Genomic DNA, 17,021 nt, shown 5'->3' on the forward strand with positions numbered 1-17,021 from the left:
TAATGGGGGTCGCCCTTGAGCGCCCTTCGTAAGAATACCGACACCTTCGCTCTGCAAGTCATGCTGGGCCTCTGCCTGATCTGGGGCATCCAGCAGGTCATGATCAAGTGGGCCGCGCCGGACATCGCACCGGTGATGCAGGCCGCCGCGCGCTCGGGCATCTCGGCACTGATGGTCGCGTTGCTGATGTGCTGGCGGGGTGGCTGGGAACAGCTGGGCACCACCTGGAAGGGCGGTCTGCTGGCCGGTTCGCTGTTCGGCCTGGAGTTTCTGCTGATAGCCGAAGGGCTGCAACTGACGTCCGCGGCGCACATGTCGGTGTTCCTCTACACCGCGCCGGTGTTCACTGCGCTGGGGCTGCACTTCATGCTGCCCAGCGAGCGCCTTCGCCCGCTGCAGTGGCTCGGCATCCTGCTGGCGTTCGCCGGTATTGCCGTGGCCTTTGCCGGCGGACTGTCGCTGGACAACCTCGATGGGCGCATGCTGCTGGGCGATGCGATGGGCGTGATGGCCGGCATGGCCTGGGGCGCGACCACCGTCGTGGTGCGGGCTTCGCGCCTGTCGGAGGCACCGGCTACCCTGACCCTGTTCTACCAACTGATGGTCGGCTTCGTCGGCCTGCTGCTGATCGCGGTGCTGACCGGGCAGGTCGGCCATGTGATGCTGACCGCCACATCGATCAGCAGTGTGCTGTTCCAGGCGGTGGTGGTGTCGTTCTTCAGCTACCTGACCTGGTTCTGGCTGCTGCGTCGCTACCTGGCGTCCAACCTGGCGGTGTTCTCGTTCATCACCCCGTTGTTCGGGGTGACGTTCGGCGTGTTGCTGCTGGGCGAGCCGTTGAGCCTGAACTTCATCCTGGGCGCCGTCTGCGTGTTGCTGGGCATTACCCTGGTCAGTGCCGAGCAGTGGGTACGCAGGCGTCTGCGGCGCCTGCTCGGCCAGTAGCCGGGCGCAACAGCAGGGCCCCGGCGATGATCAGGCCGCTGGCGGCCACTACCAGCGCCGGTTGCAGGCTGGCGCTGAACTGATTGCTCAACGCCGCCAGCAGCGGGCCGCTGAGCTGGCCGAGGGCGAAGCAGGTGGTCAGCAGGCCGGCATTGCGGTGGGTGGCGTGGGGGGCCAGTTCGCGCGAGCGCTGCATCACCAACTGCATGCAGGCCAGAAACGGCGTGCCGCACAGCAGTACACCCAGCGCCAGGCCGGCGCCGCTGCCCAGCAGGCAGGCCAGTACCCCGGCGGCCTGCAGCCACAACGTTGCCATCAGCCAGCGCGCCGTGCTGCCGTGGTGCGGGCGGCGCAGGCTGACCAGCACCACACCCATGGCGGCAGCCAGGCCGAAGGCCGGCCAGAACAGGTCGGCCAGCCACTGGCCGTGAAAACGTGCGCTGGCCATCTGTGACATGAAAGTGGCCGGAATGATGTATCCCACCCCGTACAGTGCATAGATCAGCCCCAGCCGCCCGATGCCGGGTGTCGCACCCTGCGCGGTGGCCTTGTGCGCGGGCACTGGTTGCGGGTGTGGCAGCGCGGGCTGGATCACCAGCAGCATCAGCAGCGCCACGGCGGCGTAGATCAGCCAAAGCGGTGCCGAACCCAGGCCCTGCAGATTGGCGCCCAGTGCCAGCATCCCCGTGAGCAGGATACCCATGCCAGGGCCGGCGAACACCAGTGCGCCAAGGCGCGGTTGCCGGCTTTGAGCGGCCAGGTGTTGAGTCATGCCGGTGAGCGTCACCACCACCCACGCACTGGCGATGCCGGTGCCCAGGCGCAGCGCCATATGCGGCCAGAACCCGTGGGCCCAGAACGAGGCCAGGGTCAGCAGCACACACAGCCACAACCCGGCCAGCAGGCGTTTGCGCACCTGGGCGGGGCGGTGCGCGAACATCGCGTCGAGGGCGCCGAGCAGGTAGCCCAGGTAATTGGCGGCAGCTACCAGCCCGGCGGCGGTCAGGCTGATCTGGCCTTCGCTGATCAGGTGCGGCAGTTGCGGGGTGAGGGCGAATCGGCCGATGCCCATGGCCATCATCAGGGCAACGAAGCTGGCCAGCAGGCGCATTGTCGAGGACATGGTGGGGTTCCTGTGCGATGAGCGTTGACCGTCAGGCTACTGCGGGTTGACTTTCATAAAAATTGAATAATGATGAGAAACTTGTTCAGTTTTGGAGAATTGCCGTGGAGCTGAGTCAACTGCGCATCTTTCAGGCGGTCGGCGAAGAGGGGTCGATCACCCGCGCGGCCGAGCGCCTGCACCGCGTGCCCTCCAACCTGTCCACGCGCCTGCGCCAGCTGGAAGAGCAACTGGGCGTGGAGCTGTTTCGGCGCGAGCGCCAGCGCCTGCAGCTGTCGCCGGCTGGTAAGGTGCTGCTGGACTACAGCGCACGCATGCTGGCGTTGCATGACGAAGCCTTTGCGGCGGTTCAGGGGGGCGAGCCGGCGGGGAATTTCGTGCTGGGCAGCATGTACAGTTCAGCGGCCATTCATCTGCCGGAGCTGCTGGCGCGCTATCACCGAGCTTACCCGGCGGTGAACCTGCAGGTGCAGACCGCCCCCAGCGGCGAATTGCTCGAAGGGCTGCTCAGCGGGCGTCTCGACGCGGCGCTGGTGGATGGACCGCTGGCCCTGGCCGGGCTCGACGGGGTGCCCTTGTGCGAGGAGACCCTGGTGCTGCTCACCGAGGCCGACCACCCGCCGGTGCACAGTGCCCGGGATGTGGCTGGGCGTGCGGTGTTCACGTTTCGCCAGGGATGCTCGTACCGCATGCGGCTGGAGGCCTGGTACGCCCATGATCGTGCGGCGATGGGGCGGGTGATGGAAATCGAATCGTATCCCAGCATGCTGGCCTGCGTGATCGCCGGGGCGGGTGTGGCGTTGATGGCGACCTCGATGCTTGAAAGCCTGCCGGGCCGTGAACGGGTCACGGTGCACCCGTTGCAGTCGCCGTTCGACCAGACCACCACCTGGCTGATGTGGCGCAAGGGCATGTGCGGGGCCAACCTGAGTGCCTGGATAGCGGTGCAGGAAGCGGTGAAGGGGCAGGTGAGCGATGATGCCGAGGTGGCCCTGCGTGCCTGACTGAAATCAATAGAGAAGTTTTTACCCGGGCGTGATGCTGCACATGGGGCTATGATGAGTTTGTAGCGCCGCCGCCGTACTTCGCGCGCAGATGACCCGTGAGGGGGAGTTATGAGAAACGATCTGTTCAACTGGCTCCACGACCTGGCTGTGGCATTGGGGCTTGTCCCGCCACCCATGCAGCCTGTACCGATCCCTACCGATGAGGAGCAACGCAAACGCCAACCTCGGCGCTAGCGTGCTGCTGAAACCGACGCATTGCGCAATGCGTCGGTATTCTTTTGCGATTTTTCAGCCGTCCCCATTCCCACAAAATCTCTGAAAGGCTTTGGCTTTGGCTTTGGCTTTGGCTTTGGCTTTTGATCTTCCCGTCCCCCAGGAGGCCGAATGGAACCTGCGCGTAGTGGGGTGGAGGGCCATGGATGGCCCGTAAAGCGCCGATGGGCAGGGATGCCCGTTCGGCGTGGCCCTACGGAGCGTGGGTGGAATGAGGGGACCCGTAGCGAAGCGTAGGGCCGGATGATGGACGGGAGCGGTTTTGCTTACTTTTTCCAAGAAAAAAGTAAGCCGCTGTAAGAGCGGAAGGGGCCCTTGCTGGCTGCATCCATGCTGGATAAGCCTGCGCTTGCCGATTTTACAGGGCCTGTTGCTGATCCAGAATTTCGGACGTTGCGTTTCAGGCATGTGGCGCGTTGCTGCCTTCGCGGGGCAAGGCCCGCTCCTACAGGTCGTCCATGACCCTCCGCCCCGCTACCCGGGCGGGGCGTCCTATGCCAGATTCACCGCGCCCATCGGCCGACGCGACATCAAACTCACCACCACAAAACTCACCAACCCGATCGCCAGGCTGTAGTAGATCGGCGTATTGGCATCCATCCCATCCTTGAACATGAACACCAGCGCCGTCACGAACCCCAGCCCCATGCTGGTGATTGCCCCGGCCGTGGTTGCACGCTTCCAGTAGATCGCCCCGATCAACGGCACCAGCATGCCGCCCACCAGCAGGTTGTACGCCAGGGTCAATGCACTGATCACATCCACTACCACCAGCGCGATCCCCAGCACCGCAATACCCGTAAGCAAGGTAAACAACCGGTTGATGCCAAGGCTCGACTGCTTGCCGCCACGCAGCTTGGGCAGCAGGTCTTCGGTCAGCACCGTGGAGGCAGCCAGCAAGCCGGCACTGGCGGTGGACATCATCGCCGCCAGGGCCGCGGCAATCACCAGCCCACGGATGCCGTCGGGCAACGCTGACTTCACGATCGCCGCAAACGCATTGTTGGCATTGCCCAGGTCAGGCAGCAGCACATGCGCACACATGCCGATCAGGGCACACACCAGGCCGTAGATCACGCAGTACACACCGGCCGTGGTACCGGCCCGCTGGGCGACTTTTTCGTCACGGGCAGTGAACACGCGCTGCCAGATGTCCTGGCCGATCAGGATGCCGAAGAAGTAGATCAGGAAGTAGGTGATGATGGTGTCCCAACCAATGGTGGTCAGGTTGAAGCTGGCAGCCGGCAGCTTGGCCACCAGTTCGTCCCAGCCGCCCACCCGGTACAGGCAGATCGGCAGCAGGATGAACATCAGGCCCACGGTCTTGATCACGAACTGCACAATGTCGGTCAGGGTCAGCGACCACATGCCGCCAATGGTCGAGTAGACCACCACCACGCCACCACCGAGCAGGATGGCGCCCCAGAACGGCAGGTCGAACAGCACCTGCAGCACGGTGCCGATGGCCAGGGTAGAGGTCACGGCGATCATCAGGGCGTAGGCCAGCATGATCACGGCGCTGGCCTGGCGGGCCATGGGGTTGTAGCGCTTTTCCAGCACCTGGGTCACGGTGAAGATGCGCAGGCGCAGCAGCGGCTTGGCCAGGAACAGGTTCAGGGCAATGATGCCCAGGCCCAGCGCGGCGCACAGCCAGAAGCCGGAAATGCCGTGCACATAGCCCAGCTTCACGGTGCCGACGGTAGAGGCGCCGCCCAGCACGGTGGCGGCCATGGTGCCCATATACAGGCTTGGGCCCAGGTTGCGCCCGGCCACCAGGTAGTCTTCGTGGGTCTTCGCGCGGCGCATGCCGAACCAGCCCAGTACCAGCATGCCGGCGGCGTATATCAGTACAACGAATATGTCCAAGGCCATGGGGTGTCTCCGATTATCTTTATTATGGTGAGATCGATCGCCGGTGGCGTGCGCCAGGCGTCATTCATCCGCAAGCGGGCCGCGTGTACGGCCCGCCGAAAGGCTCCATCCGGGGGTGAAACTCCAGGCCGATGGCCGTTAGCGATGCGCTACGCCAGGCAGAACACACAACATTTCGTACAACAGGTTGGCGCCGAGCAACGAGGTGTTGCCGGTGGTGTCGTAGGGCGGCGAGACCTCCACCAGATCGCAACCGATCAGGTCCAGCCCCTGGCAGCCACGGATGATCTCCATCGCCTGGATGGTGGTCAGGCCACCGATTTCCGGGGTGCCGGTGCCCGGTGCCCAGGCCGGATCGATGCCGTCGATGTCGAAGCTCAGGTAAACCGGACCACCACCGACCTTTTCACGCACTTCGGCCATCAGCGGCTCCAGCGACTTGTGCCAGCACTCCTCGGCCTGCACCACGCGAAAGCCCTGCTTGCGGCTCCAGTTGAAGTCTTCGGCGGTGTAGCCCTGGGCGCGCAGGCCGATCTGCACCACGCGGTCGCAGTCCAGCAGGCCTTCTTCGACGGCGCGACGGAAGGTGGTGCCGTGGGCGATCTTCTCGCCGAACATGTGATCGTTGACGTCGGCATGGGCATCGATGTGCACCAGCCCGACCTTGCCGTGCTTCTTGTGGATCGCGCGCAGGATCGGCAGGGTGATGGTGTGGTCGCCGCCCAGGGTCATGGGGATCACGTCGTGCTCGAGGATCTCGTCGTAGGCCTCTTCGATGATGCGCACCGCGTCGAGCAGGTTGAAGGTGTTGATTGCCACGTCGCCGATGTCGGCGACCGACAGCGAGTCGAACGGGGCGGCGCCGGTGGCCATGTTGTACGGGCGGATCATCACGGATTCGGCACGGATCTGGCGCGGGCCGAAGCGGGTGCCGGAACGCAGCGAGGTGCCGATGTCCAGCGGGATGCCGATGAAGGCAGCGTCCAGGCCGGCGGCGCTGGGCAGGTGGGGAAGACGCAGCATGGTGGCGATGCCGCCGAAACGCGGCATTTCGTTGCCGCCCAGTGGTTGGTGAAGAATCTTGTCCACGGTCGGGCCTCACGGTTTGGATTGTTCTAGTTGTTGGAACCTGTCCGGCCACCCTGCGAACAGGTGCAGCAATGCGCGAGGACAGGTGCATTGGCGCAGAGTCTGCAAAAGGTAGTGCGCCAAGAGAATCGCTACAGGCAAATACTTACTTCAGGTTTTCATGAACTAATGGCGATCAGCGGGTAGACTGGCGCGTATTCGTTGCCCTGTTGGAGCCCTTGCCATGGCCTCGGCCCTGCCTGATCTGAAATTGCTGCGCATCTTCGTCAGCGTGGTACGCCACCAGGGCTTCGCCAATGCCCAGCGCGAGCTGAACCTGTCCACGTCCGCCATCAGTACCTACATGAGCCAGCTTGAGTCGGCGCTGGGTATCGTGCTGTGCCACCGTGGGCGCGGCGGCTTCAGCCTCACCAGCAAGGGCGAGCTGTTCCATCAGGAGACCCTGCGCCTGCTGGCCGAAATGGACGGTTTCGAGCAGTACGCGGCGGCGCTCAAGGGCGAGCTGCGCGGCACCCTGAACCTGGGGGTGATCGACTCCACGGTCGGCGATCGCGCATTGCCGCTGGCCGACGCCATCGGTGCCTATAGCCTCGAACACCCGGCCGTGCACCTGCACCTGTCGGTGTCCAGCCCCTACGAACTGCAACTGGGGGTGCAGGACAACCGCCTGGACCTGGCCATCGGCGCTTTCTCCACGCGCATGAGCGGGCTGGTGTATCAGCCGTTGTACCGCGAGCAGCATTGGCTGTACTGCAGCAACCGGCATTCGCTGTTCACCGAGCGGCGCATTCCCGAACAGGTGATCACCCAGCAGCGCATGGTCGGTCGCGGCTACTGGAGCCAGGCCGAACTGGCCCGCCACGGCTTCAAGCACAGCGCCGCCACGGTCGAGAGCATGGAGGCACAGCTGATCCTGGTACTGTCGGGGGCTTACATCGGCTACCTGCCTGAACACTATGCCCAGGCCTGGGTGGACAAGGGCGACCTGCGGGTGCTGTCGCCGGCGACCTTCGGCTATCAGGCGCCGTTCTCGCTGATCATTCGCCGGGGGCGCAGCCGCGAACCCTTGATCCAGACCTTTCGCGACCGCCTCAAGGCGCAGCTCACGCCGGCCTGATCGGATGCGCATGAAAATCTTTTGCGCAAATAGAAGAAAAATCCTTCAGACAAGCCCTACAAGCCCGTAAATGCTCTGCTAAACCTGTTCTTGCTTGTTGAAAATTCCCAACATCTTCCAAGCAGGGATCGCCGAGATGCGTACGAATCTGCCCGTCACTGAGCATGAAAGAACCTTCCCGAGCGATCAGCGCCTGATATCCACCACCGACCTCAACAGCCGCATCACCTACTGCAACGACGCCTTCGTCAGCATCAGCGGTTTTACCTACGACGAACTGGTGGGCCAGCCCCATAACCTTGTACGCCACCCGGACATGCCGCCCGCGGTGTTCGGGCACATGTGGGACACCCTCAAGCAAGGCAAGCCCTGGATGGGGGTGGTCAAGAACCGCGCGAAGAACGGCGATTTCTACTGGGTCAGTGCCTACGTGACGGCCATCTACGAGGATGGCCGTATCAGTGGCTACGAGTCGGTGCGCTCGGTGCCCACCCCGGACCAGATCCGTCGAGCCACGGCGTTGTATGCACGCTTGCGCCAGGGCCGGGGCGCCATGTCCTGGGCCGCGCGTGCAGCGGTGCAACTGGAGCTGGGCTGGCCGCTGGTAGGGGCGGCGCTGCTGTCGGCCGCCGGCTACCTGTGGCTGCCCCAGTACGCGGCGCTGGGCGTGTTGATGGCCAGCCTGCTCAGTGCCTGGTACCTGATCGAGGCCCATCACGACCGGATGATCCGGCGTACCCTGGCCGAGCACCCCAGGGCCTTCACCAGCCCGCTGGTAGCGCTGACCTACAGTGACAACCGGGGCCTGCAGGGGCAGTTGGACCTGGCGATCATCAGCGAGGAAGCGCGCCTGCAGACCGCGCTCACGCGGCTGGTGGACGCCGGCGTCGGGGTCAAGGCACGGGCCACGCAATCGAGCGACCTGTCCGGGGCCCAGGCGCAGATGCTCGACCGCCAGCGCTGCGAGACCGACCAGTCGGCGGCCGCCATTGCGCAGATGGCGGCAACCATCCAGCAGGTCACCCACAACGTGCAGGACACCGCCACGGCGGCGTCCGATGCCGACCAGTTGGCCCGCCAGGGCAGCGACCTGGCACAACGAAGCCTGCAGGCAATGGGCAGCATGGCCGATGCGGTGACCGAGATCGGCCAGGCGGTGAACGAACTGGCCGGGCAAACCCAGTCCATCGGCAGCGTGGTGGATGTGATCACCTCGATCGCCGAGCAGACCAACCTGCTGGCGCTCAATGCCGCCATCGAGGCGGCGCGGGCCGGCGAGCAGGGCCGCGGTTTTGCCGTGGTGGCCGACGAGGTGCGGTCGCTGGCGCAGCGCACGCGGGTCTCGACCGAGGAAATCCACCAGATCATCGCCAGCCTGCGTGCCGGGGCCGAGCGGGCGGTGAGCAGTGCCAGCCGAGGCGAGCAGATCTCGCGTGACAGCGTGCACAGTGTCGAGGCCGTGCAGACCGCGCTGGTGGGCATCAGCCAGGCGGTCAGCCGCATCACCGGCATGAGCCAGCAGATGGCCACGGCGTCGGAACAGCAGAGTCATGTGGCCGAAGACATCAACCAGCAGATCACGCGCATCGCCCAGCTGTGCGACCACAGCGCCGGGCAGGCCAAGCAGGGCGCCGAGATCAGCCAGGACCTGCAGCGCATGGCCGACTACCTGTACAGCCTGGCCGAACGCTTCAATCGCTGAATCCGCGCGTTTGACCCAGGGCGGTGAGGTATTTCGCGGGCCTGCTGTGGCACACTTCGCGCCCCAGGAGAACCCGATGTCCAGAATTCACTGCGAGCGCTGCCTGCGCCCACAATCCCATTGCCTTTGCGCGTTGATCCCCCGCCTGGACAGCCGCACCCGTGTACTGCTGCTGCAGCATCCCAGCGAAGTGAACCATGCCTTGAACACCGCCAGGCTGGCGGCGCTTGGCCTGCGCAATGCCGAGTTGCGGGTGGGCGAGGTGTTCGAGGATCTCGAGCAGTGGCTGACGCAGCCGGGGTATCGCACCGGCCTGTTGTTCCCGGGTGAGGGCGCGCAGGCGCTGCAGGCTTATGCTGGCGATGAGCGACCGTGGTTGCTGGTGGTGCCCGACGGCACCTGGCGCAAGGCGCGCAAGTTGCTGCATGTGAACCCTTTGCTGGCAACGTTGCCACGGGTCACGCTGGGGGCGTTGCAGCCGTCGCGCTATCGGTTGCGCAAGGCACCCGGGGAGGGCGCCTTGTCGACCATCGAGGCAGTGGCGCAGGCATTGAACGTGCTGGAGGCGCCGGCGCTGTTCGATGCGCTGCTGCGGCCGTTCGATGCCCTGATCGAGGGGCAGATTGCGGCGATGGGGCAACAGACCTACGAGCGCAACCACCTGCGTTGATGGGCGCTAGCGCTCGCGCAACGCCTCGGTGCGTGCCTTGAGCACCGGCTTGAGCAGGTAATCCAGCACGCTCTTGTGCCCGGTGATGATGTCCACCGTGGCGGTCATGCCCGGGATGATCAGCAACGGTTTGTTGTCCCCGCCCAGGTGGTTCTTGTCGGTGCGCACCTGGATCAGGTAGAACGCGTTGCCCTTGTCGTCCGTCACCGTGTCGGCGCCGATCAGTTCCAGCTTGGCCTTCAGGCCACCATAGATCGTGTAGTCGTACGCACTGAACTTGACCATCGCGGTCTGCCCGGGGTGCAGAAAGGCCACGTCCTGTGGGCGCACCTTGGCCTCGATCAGCAGGTTGTCTTCCAGCGGCACGATCTCCAGCAGGTCGCTGCCCGGCTGCACCACACCGCCAATGGTGTTGACCTTGAGCAGCTTGATGATGCCGTGCACCGGCGACACCACGGTGGTGCGGGTGACACGGTCGTCGATGGCGATGCTGGTGGCGGTGATCTTCGAAAGCTCGGTGCGCTTGTCGTTGAGTTCCTTGGCCGCCTCCGAGCGAAAGCCTGCCTCGGATTCCTCGATCTTGCTGCGGATCTCCGCCGCCGCCGCTTCGGCCCGCGGAATCGCCAGGCTGGTGGCGTTCAGCGAGCCGCGAGCCTCCACCGCGCTGCGCTTGAGGCGCAGGATCTCCACCGGCGAAATCGCGCCGGTGCCCACCAGCGGCGTGGACATGTTCAGCTCTTGCTGCAGCAATGCCAGGCCCGAGCGGTACTGCTCCAGTTTGGAGCGAAACTCGGCCAGCTCCTGGGTTTTCTGCCGCAGTTGCTCGTTGAGCGTCTGTTTCTCGCTGGTGAGGCGGCGCTGGCGCGACTGGTACAGCGACAGTTCGTCCTCGGCCACCTGCGGGGCCTTGCTGCGTACCACCTCCGAAAGCTGGAAGGGGCGACCCTCGGCCTCGGCGGACAGGCGCTCGACCTGCGCGGTCAGGGCATAGCGGTCGGCTTCGCTTTCGCCCTTGTTCGACAGAAAGCGCGTGTCGTCCAGGCGCAGCAGGGTGTCGCCCTTGTTCACCATCTGCCCCTCGCGCACGAAGATCTCGGTGACGATGCCGCCCTCCAGGTTCTGGATCACCTGCACCTTGCTCGACGGGATGGCCTTGCCTTCGCCCATGGTGACTTCATCGAGCACCGCGAATTTGGCCCACACCAGTGCCACCAGCAGCAAGCCTGCCGCCAGCCACACGGTGATGCGCGACAGGCGGGGCGAGTCCTGCAGCGTCGCGCCGGCCAGGTCCGGCATGTACTCGCGTTCGGCAGTCTTGCCGAAGCTGCGGATGTAATCGCCCAGGCCGGACAATGCAGACATGCTGATACCCCTCAGAGTGCAGAGCCGACACGGCCCTTGCGCAGTGCGTCGATGACCGCGTCCTTGGGCCCGTCGGCCACCACCTTGCCGTTGTCCAGCACCACCAGGCGGTCGACCAGGCTGAGCATCGAGGTGCGGTGGGTGACCAGCAGCAGGGTCTTGCCCTGCACCCAGCCGTGCAGGCGCTGGCGCAGCTGGTCTTCGCTGCTGTTGTCCATATGGCTGGTGGGCTCGTCGAGGATCAGGATCGGCGGTTCCAGCAGCATCGCGCGGGCCAGCAGCACGGTCTGGCGCTGGCCGCCGGAGAGCAGCATGCCGCGCTCGCCCACCGGCCGTTCGAAGCCTTGCGGGTGCTGGCGGGCCAGTTCGCTCACGCCGGTCATCTCGGCCACTTCGAGCATGCGCGCATCGCTGACGTAGCGTGCGCCCAGGGTCAGGTTGTCGCGCAGGCTGCCGGCCAGCAGCGGCAGGTCATGGGCCACGTAGCCGAGCTGCTGGCGCAGGTCGGCGATGTCGAGCTGGCGCAGGTCGAGGTTGTCGAGCAGGATCTGCCCCTCTTCGGGTTCGTAGAAGCCCATTAGCAGGCGTGCCAGGGTGCTCTTGCCCGAGCCGCTGCGACCGATGATGCCGATGCGTTCGCCCGGCTTGACCGTGAAGCTCACGTTGTCCAGCGCTGCGGCGTTCTGCCCGTTGTAGCGGAAGGTCACCTGGCTGACCTGCAGCGCGCCGTGCAACTGGGTGCGCTCCAGGGTCTGCTGGCCGGCAGGGCGTTCCTGGGGCAGGGCCATCAGCGCGTCGGTGCTGTGCATGGTCAGCTGGGCCTGCTGGTAGCGGGTGATCAGCCCGGCGATCTGGCCCAGTGGTGCGAGCACGCGGCTGCCGAGCATGTAGCTGGCCACCAGGGCACCCACGCTGAGGTTGCCGGCAATGATGCTGTACACCCCGGCGACGATGGTGGCCATGCCGCACAGCTGCTGGATGAACAGGGTGCCGTTGGTGGCCAGTGCCGAAAGGTTGCGCGCCTGTACGTCGAGGCGGGTGAGGGCGCCGTGGGTGCTTTCCCACTGGTGCTGGCGCTCGCTTTCGGCCCCGCAGGCCTTGAGGGTTTCCAGGCCGCCCAGGGTCTCGATCAGCAGCGCCTGGCGCAGCGCGCCCAGGCTCAGGCTTTTTTCCACGGTATCGCGCAGGCGTGCCTGGATGAACAGCGCAAAGGCGATGGTGATCGGAAAGGCCACCAGCGGAATCACCACCAGCCAGCCGCCCAGCAGGCCGATCACCAGTAGCATCAGCACCACGAAGGGCAGGTCGATGACGCTGGTCAGGGTCACCGCCGTGAGGAATTCGCGCAGGCCCTGGAAGTCGTGGATGCTCTGGGCGAAGCCGCCGATGGTGGCCGGGCGGGCCTTCATCGACATGCCGGTGATGCGCTCGAACAGGGTGGCCGACAGGATCAGGTCGGTCTTCTTGCCGGCCTGGTCCAGCAGGTGCGCACGCACCACGCGCAGCACCAGCTCGAACAGGGTGCCGAGCATCAGGCCGATGACCAGCACCCACAGGGTGGAGGTGGCCTGGTTGGGCACCACCCGGTCGTAGGTCTGCATCACGAACAGCGGCACCATCAGGCCCAGCAGGTTGATCAGCAGGCTGGCCAGCAAGGCGTCGCTGTAGAGCCAGCGCGACTGCTTGAGGGTGTCACGGAACCAGGCGTTGACCCTGGGCAGCAGCGGTGTGCGCAGGTCTTCGACCTCGTGGCGCGGGCGTGCGAACAGGGCCTGGCCGCTGTAGACGTCGGCCAGCTCCTGGCGGCTGACCCACTGCTCGCCGCCTTCGGCTTCACTGGGCAGTATCAGGGCCTGGTCGTTCTCGCCCCAGCGCCGCAGCACGGCGCTGCGGCCATCGGCAAGCAACAGCAGCACCGGCAGGTTGAGCGCCGAGATCGCGCCCAGCTCGCGGCGCAGTACCCGTGCCTGCAGGCCGGCCCGGGCCGCTGCGCGCGGCAGCAGGTCGAGGCTCATGCGCTGTTCGGCCAGCGGCAGGCCGGCACACAGGCTGCTGCGACTGACCGCAGCGCCGTGCAGCTTGCACAGTATCAGCAGCCCGTCGAGCAACGGGTCATCGAAGCTCTGGCGCGGGTCGGCGGTGCCGGCCGGCTGCATGCTGGTCATGGGCGGCTCCTCGGGCGGTCGAACGTGTTCAACGCAGGTCCGGCAGCGTGGCGTCGCTTCTGACTTCGCTGCGTGCAATGGCCTCCGGTGGCAGCGAGATCTTCTGTTTGCTCAGCAACTCGCCCATGTTGGCCAGCACCCGGTACATCGAGAACTCCTCGGTGTAGCGCACTTCGGTGTAGCGACGGTTGGCGTTGTACAGCTCGTTCTCGCTGTCGAGCAGGTCGAGCAGGGTGCGTTGGCCCAGACCGAACTGATCCTGGTAGGCGGCGCGCACACGGGTTGTGGTGTCGGCGTATTCGCGTGCGGTCGGGGTTTGCAGGCGCGCGTTGGTCATGGCGTTCCACGACAGCGCGAGGTTTTCGTTGAGGGTGCGCAAGGCGTTGTTGCGGATGTCCATGGCCTGGTTGATCTTGTGCGCATCCGACTGCAGGCGGGCCTTGTCGCTGCCGCCCTTGAACAGGTTGTAGCTCATCACCACGCCGGCTCGCCAATCGCTGTTGGCATGCCCGGGTTCACCGGCGATGTTGTTGTTGGCGCCGGTGGCGAGCTCTGCATCCAGGCGCGGGTAGAACGGCGACTTGGCCACTTCGTACTGTTGCTCGGCGGCCTGGATGTCGGCCTGGGCCGACTTGAGGTAGGGGTTGTTCTGCAACATGGCCTGGCGCGCCTGGGTCAGGTCGCCGGGCATCTCGCCCTTGATCGACACCGGGGTTTCCAGCTCGTCGGGGGCACGCCCGACCACGCTGATGAAATTGGCTTCGGCATCGGCCAGGTCGACCTGGGCGGTGTACAGGTTATTGTCGGCCAGCGCCCGGCGTGCGGTGGACTGGTCGAGGTCGGCATTGCTGCCCACGCCGCGCTCGCTGCGCAGGCCGATCTGGTCGTTGACGCGCAGGTGTGCCTGCAGGTTGTTCTTGGCCAGGGTCACCAGCTCGCGGCGCTTGAGCACTTCCAGGTACACCTCGATGGCGCGCAGGGCGATGGTCTCAGAGGTGGCCTGCACGTAGTAGGCGCGTGAATTGACCACGGCCTCGGTGCGGCCCACTTCATTGGCGGTATTGAAGCCGTCGAACAGCATCTGGCGCAGGCGCAGTTCGGACTGGGTGTAGTTCAGGGTTTCCTTGTTGTGATTGCGGCTGCCGTCGGCGTTGAAGCCGCGGGTGTTGGTGTTGTCTGAACGTTCGCGTCCGTAGCCGGCCACCAGGTCGACGGTGGGAAAGTAGCCCCCTCTGGCCACCTTCACATCCTCGTCGGCGGACAGCCGGCTATTGATCCCGGCCTTGTTCTCCGGGTGGTAGTCCACGGCGCTCTGCACGGCTTGTGACAAGGACATGGCCTGCGCGTTGGCACAGATCATGGCGAACAGAATCGCGCTGCTGATGGGGGTCAAAACGCGCATGGATGACATCTCCCTGATTTCTTGTGGTCTCTCAATCGCCAAAAAAATGACGAAAAATGGAGGTCAAACCGTTTCAGGCTTGTAACAACAGAGCTAAGAACATTTAACGGCCAACCTAAGAAGTATTTCTCATAACCGATATGCGAAAAAAAACTTATGCGCTGTGCTCAAAGCAAGACATTGTTCTCTTCAGATAGCTCGAAAACAGGCGCAGATGTTGGCCTGTCAGGGCGTCCGATAAAGTTCCTCGTTTTTTGCAGCATTGGGTTTGGAGTGAGCGGAGGGGAGGTCAACGCGGCGAAATATGGCGACAAAATTTTGGCTCATGGCCGATTGCCAGATCGCAGCGTGACTTAACCGGAGCATGGGCAGGCCGAATGCATTGATTTCGTTGAGATCGGTGCGTGCGGTCGCAAGGTTGTTCTCCGAGTCGGCCGGGCATTGCCCGCGCCAGGTTTCGCGATACCCCGGCACGTGTTTGCGAAAACCTTCGGCAATGGAGGCATGCTCATGGCTAATTTGATCGGTGTGGTCAGCAAGGTTGTCGGCCAGGTATTCGCGGTAGCGGCCGATGGCGGTCGACGTGCCCTGGTGGAAGGCGACCGCCTTTATGCCGGGGAACAACTGGAAACCGGCGCGGCCGGGGCAGTGGCGGTGCACCTGGAAAACGGTACCGAGCTGACCCTGGGCCGTGACAGCAGCCTGCAGCTGTCTCCCGACCTGCTGGCCAACCATGCCTCGCACGTGAACGCGCCCGAGACGGTGACGCCCAGCCAGGCACAACTGACCGATGTGGAGAAACTGCAGCAGGCCATTGCGGCGGGCGCCGACCCCAGCCAGGAGGGCGAAGCTCCGGCGGCGGGCCCCGGCAACGGCGGTTCGCCAAGCGCATTGGGCGGCGGCCATTCGTTCGTGCAGCTCACCGAGGTGGGAGGGCACCTGGACCCGGTGATCGGCTTTCCGACGGCGGGTTTCAACAGCATCCCCGAGATTCCCGAACCCTGGATTGGCGCGCGGGGTGATGACCAGGGCCCTGGCGGTTTCGTGCCGCCGGTGATCCCGCCGGTTGAGCCGCCCATCGACCACCCGGTGACACTGGACGGGCTGGAGGTGAATGGCGGTGAACTGACCGTGTACGAGAAGAACCTGGCCGATGGCTCAAGCCCCGATAATGGCGCGCTGACCCAGAGCGGCAGCTTTACCGTGCATGCCCCCGATGGCCTGCACACGCTTACCGTCGGGGGCATCAACGTGGTGATCGGCGGGGTGGTCAGTGGTTTTCCGCAATCGATCACCACGGGGCTGGGCAATACCCTCACCATCACCGGCTACAACCCCGCCACAGGCGTGGTGAGCTACAGCTACACCTTGCTCGACAACGAAGCTCATCCCGCTGGCCAGGGCATCAACAACATCGGTGAGAGCTTCAGCGTGGTGGCCATCGACAGCGATGGCAGCAAGGCCACCGGCAGCCTGGACGTGAACATTGTCGATGACGTGCCGCAGGCCAGGCCCGACAGCGCCTCGGTGGTCGAAGGCGGTACCGTCACCGGCAACGTGCTGCACAATGACAGCCTGGGCGCCGATCGCCCGCCGGTCGAGCACACGGTGGTCGGTGTGCGGGCCGGCTCCGATACCTCGACATCGGCCATCGGCTCGCTGGGCGTGAACATTGCGGGTACCTACGGCACGCTGGTGCTCAACGCCAACGGCGAGGCGGTGTACAAGGCCGACCCCAACGCCGTGCCGCCAGCGGGCGCGACCGATGTGTTCACCTACACCATCCGCGATGCGGACGGTGACGAAAGCACCACGACCATCACCATCAACGTCACCGACAGCAAGCTCGTCGCCTGCCCGGACAGCGTCACGGTGTATGAAAAGGCCCTGGACCTGGTCCAGGACCCGCAAGACCTTGCGCCGGGCACAGTGGTGGGCAGCAACCCGGGCTCGGCGGGCGAGACCGCGACCGGAACGCTGGCCGGCTCGGTCGGTGGTGGCTCCGGCGCGCTGACCTTCACGCTGGTGGGCAGCAGCACCGGCGCCTACGGGCAGATCCAGATCAATGCCGACGGCAGCTACAAGTACACCCTGACGTCCGCGCCGCAGGTGGGCGGTGGCAACGACGGGGCCAATGTGGTCACCTCCGAAACCTTCACCTACAAGGCTACCGACGCGCTGGGCAACAGCGTCACCAGCACCATCGTGATCAAGATCGTGGACGATGTGCCACGGGCAGAGTCGGACAGCACCACGGTGGTGGAGGGCGGTACGGTCACCGGCAACGTATTGGA

At 65.0% G+C, this 17,021-nt stretch carries 13 protein-coding genes; 7 read left to right on the top strand and 6 right to left on the bottom strand.

Annotated elements, in window-relative coordinates:
* The first annotated feature begins 15 nt into the window (after nt 1-15).
* The gene (locus DN387_RS12660) at nt 16-945 is read left to right on the top strand and encodes a DMT family transporter (RefSeq protein ID WP_054914936.1); all 930 of its coding nucleotides are present in this window, start codon (nt 16-18) and stop codon (nt 943-945) included.
* On the opposite strand, the gene DN387_RS12665 is transcribed toward DN387_RS12660, so the two are convergent.
* Nucleotides 893-2,068, bottom strand: a complete 1,176-nt coding sequence (locus DN387_RS12665) for an MFS transporter (RefSeq protein WP_054914935.1) — start codon at nt 2,066-2,068, stop codon at nt 893-895. The two genes, DN387_RS12660 and DN387_RS12665, sit on opposite strands and share 53 nt — an antisense overlap.
* Nucleotides 2,069-2,172: 104 nt before the next feature.
* Between DN387_RS12665 and DN387_RS12670 the strand changes: the two genes are divergently transcribed.
* Together DN387_RS12670 and DN387_RS26055 are read left to right on the top strand one after the other, a co-directional pair.
* Complete coding sequence (locus DN387_RS12670; RefSeq protein WP_054914934.1) at nt 2,173-3,072, top strand: LysR family transcriptional regulator; 900 nt, start codon at nt 2,173-2,175, stop codon at nt 3,070-3,072.
* Nucleotides 3,073-3,183: 111 nt separating this feature from the next.
* The gene (locus tag DN387_RS26055; RefSeq protein ID WP_286900691.1) at nt 3,184-3,309 is read left to right on the top strand and encodes a PA1414 family protein; all 126 of its coding nucleotides are present in this window, start codon (nt 3,184-3,186) and stop codon (nt 3,307-3,309) included.
* 531 nt (nt 3,310-3,840) lie between these two features.
* On the opposite strand, the gene DN387_RS12675 is transcribed toward DN387_RS26055, so the two are convergent.
* Nucleotides 3,841-5,220 (bottom strand): sodium:solute symporter, encoded by a 1,380-nt coding sequence (locus tag DN387_RS12675; protein ID WP_054914933.1) that lies wholly within the window; start codon nt 5,218-5,220, stop codon nt 3,841-3,843.
* 138 nt (nt 5,221-5,358) lie between these two features.
* Entirely contained in the window at nt 5,359-6,309 is a 951-nt protein-coding gene (speB, locus tag DN387_RS12680; protein WP_043864136.1) for an agmatinase, read from the bottom strand.
* A gap of 223 nt (nt 6,310-6,532) precedes the next feature.
* Here speB and DN387_RS12685 point away from each other — a divergent pair, with 223 nt between their 5' ends.
* The 3 genes from DN387_RS12685 (at nt 6,533) to DN387_RS12695 (ending at nt 9,798) form a co-directional block, all read left to right on the top strand.
* Complete coding sequence (locus tag DN387_RS12685; protein ID WP_043864135.1) at nt 6,533-7,426, top strand: LysR family transcriptional regulator; 894 nt, start codon at nt 6,533-6,535, stop codon at nt 7,424-7,426.
* 136 nt (nt 7,427-7,562) lie between these two features.
* On the top strand, nt 7,563-9,128 hold the full coding sequence (locus tag DN387_RS12690; protein ID WP_043864134.1) for a PAS domain-containing methyl-accepting chemotaxis protein: 1,566 nt from the start codon (nt 7,563-7,565) through the stop codon (nt 9,126-9,128).
* A gap of 76 nt (nt 9,129-9,204) precedes the next feature.
* The gene (locus DN387_RS12695; protein ID WP_054914932.1) at nt 9,205-9,798 is read left to right on the top strand and encodes a tRNA-uridine aminocarboxypropyltransferase; all 594 of its coding nucleotides are present in this window, start codon (nt 9,205-9,207) and stop codon (nt 9,796-9,798) included.
* A 6-nt stretch (nt 9,799-9,804) separates the two neighbouring features.
* Here the strand turns inward: DN387_RS12695 and DN387_RS12700 are convergent, their stop codons facing one another.
* The 3 genes from DN387_RS12700 to DN387_RS12710 are packed head-to-tail and all read right to left on the bottom strand — an operon-like array spanning nt 9,805 to nt 14,727.
* Nucleotides 9,805-11,160, bottom strand: a complete 1,356-nt coding sequence (locus tag DN387_RS12700) for an HlyD family type I secretion periplasmic adaptor subunit (protein WP_043864132.1) — start codon at nt 11,158-11,160, stop codon at nt 9,805-9,807.
* Nucleotides 11,161-11,171: 11 nt separating this feature from the next.
* Nucleotides 11,172-13,325 (bottom strand): type I secretion system permease/ATPase, encoded by a 2,154-nt coding sequence (locus DN387_RS12705; protein WP_043864131.1) that lies wholly within the window; start codon nt 13,323-13,325, stop codon nt 11,172-11,174.
* Between the two features lie 28 nt (nt 13,326-13,353).
* Nucleotides 13,354-14,727: a TolC family outer membrane protein gene (locus tag DN387_RS12710; protein WP_043864130.1), complete on the bottom strand. Its 1,374-nt coding sequence runs from the start codon at nt 14,725-14,727 to the stop codon at nt 13,354-13,356.
* Nucleotides 14,728-15,237: 510 nt separating this feature from the next.
* Here DN387_RS12710 and DN387_RS12715 point away from each other — a divergent pair.
* A partial coding sequence (locus DN387_RS12715; RefSeq protein ID WP_254506079.1) for a retention module-containing protein occupies nt 15,238-17,021 on the top strand: 1,784 nt, incomplete at its 3' end.

The organism is Pseudomonas sp. FBF18, from assembly GCF_024261405.1.
In the GTDB taxonomy this organism is placed as follows: Bacteria; Pseudomonadota; Gammaproteobacteria; order Pseudomonadales; family Pseudomonadaceae; genus Aquipseudomonas; species Aquipseudomonas palmensis.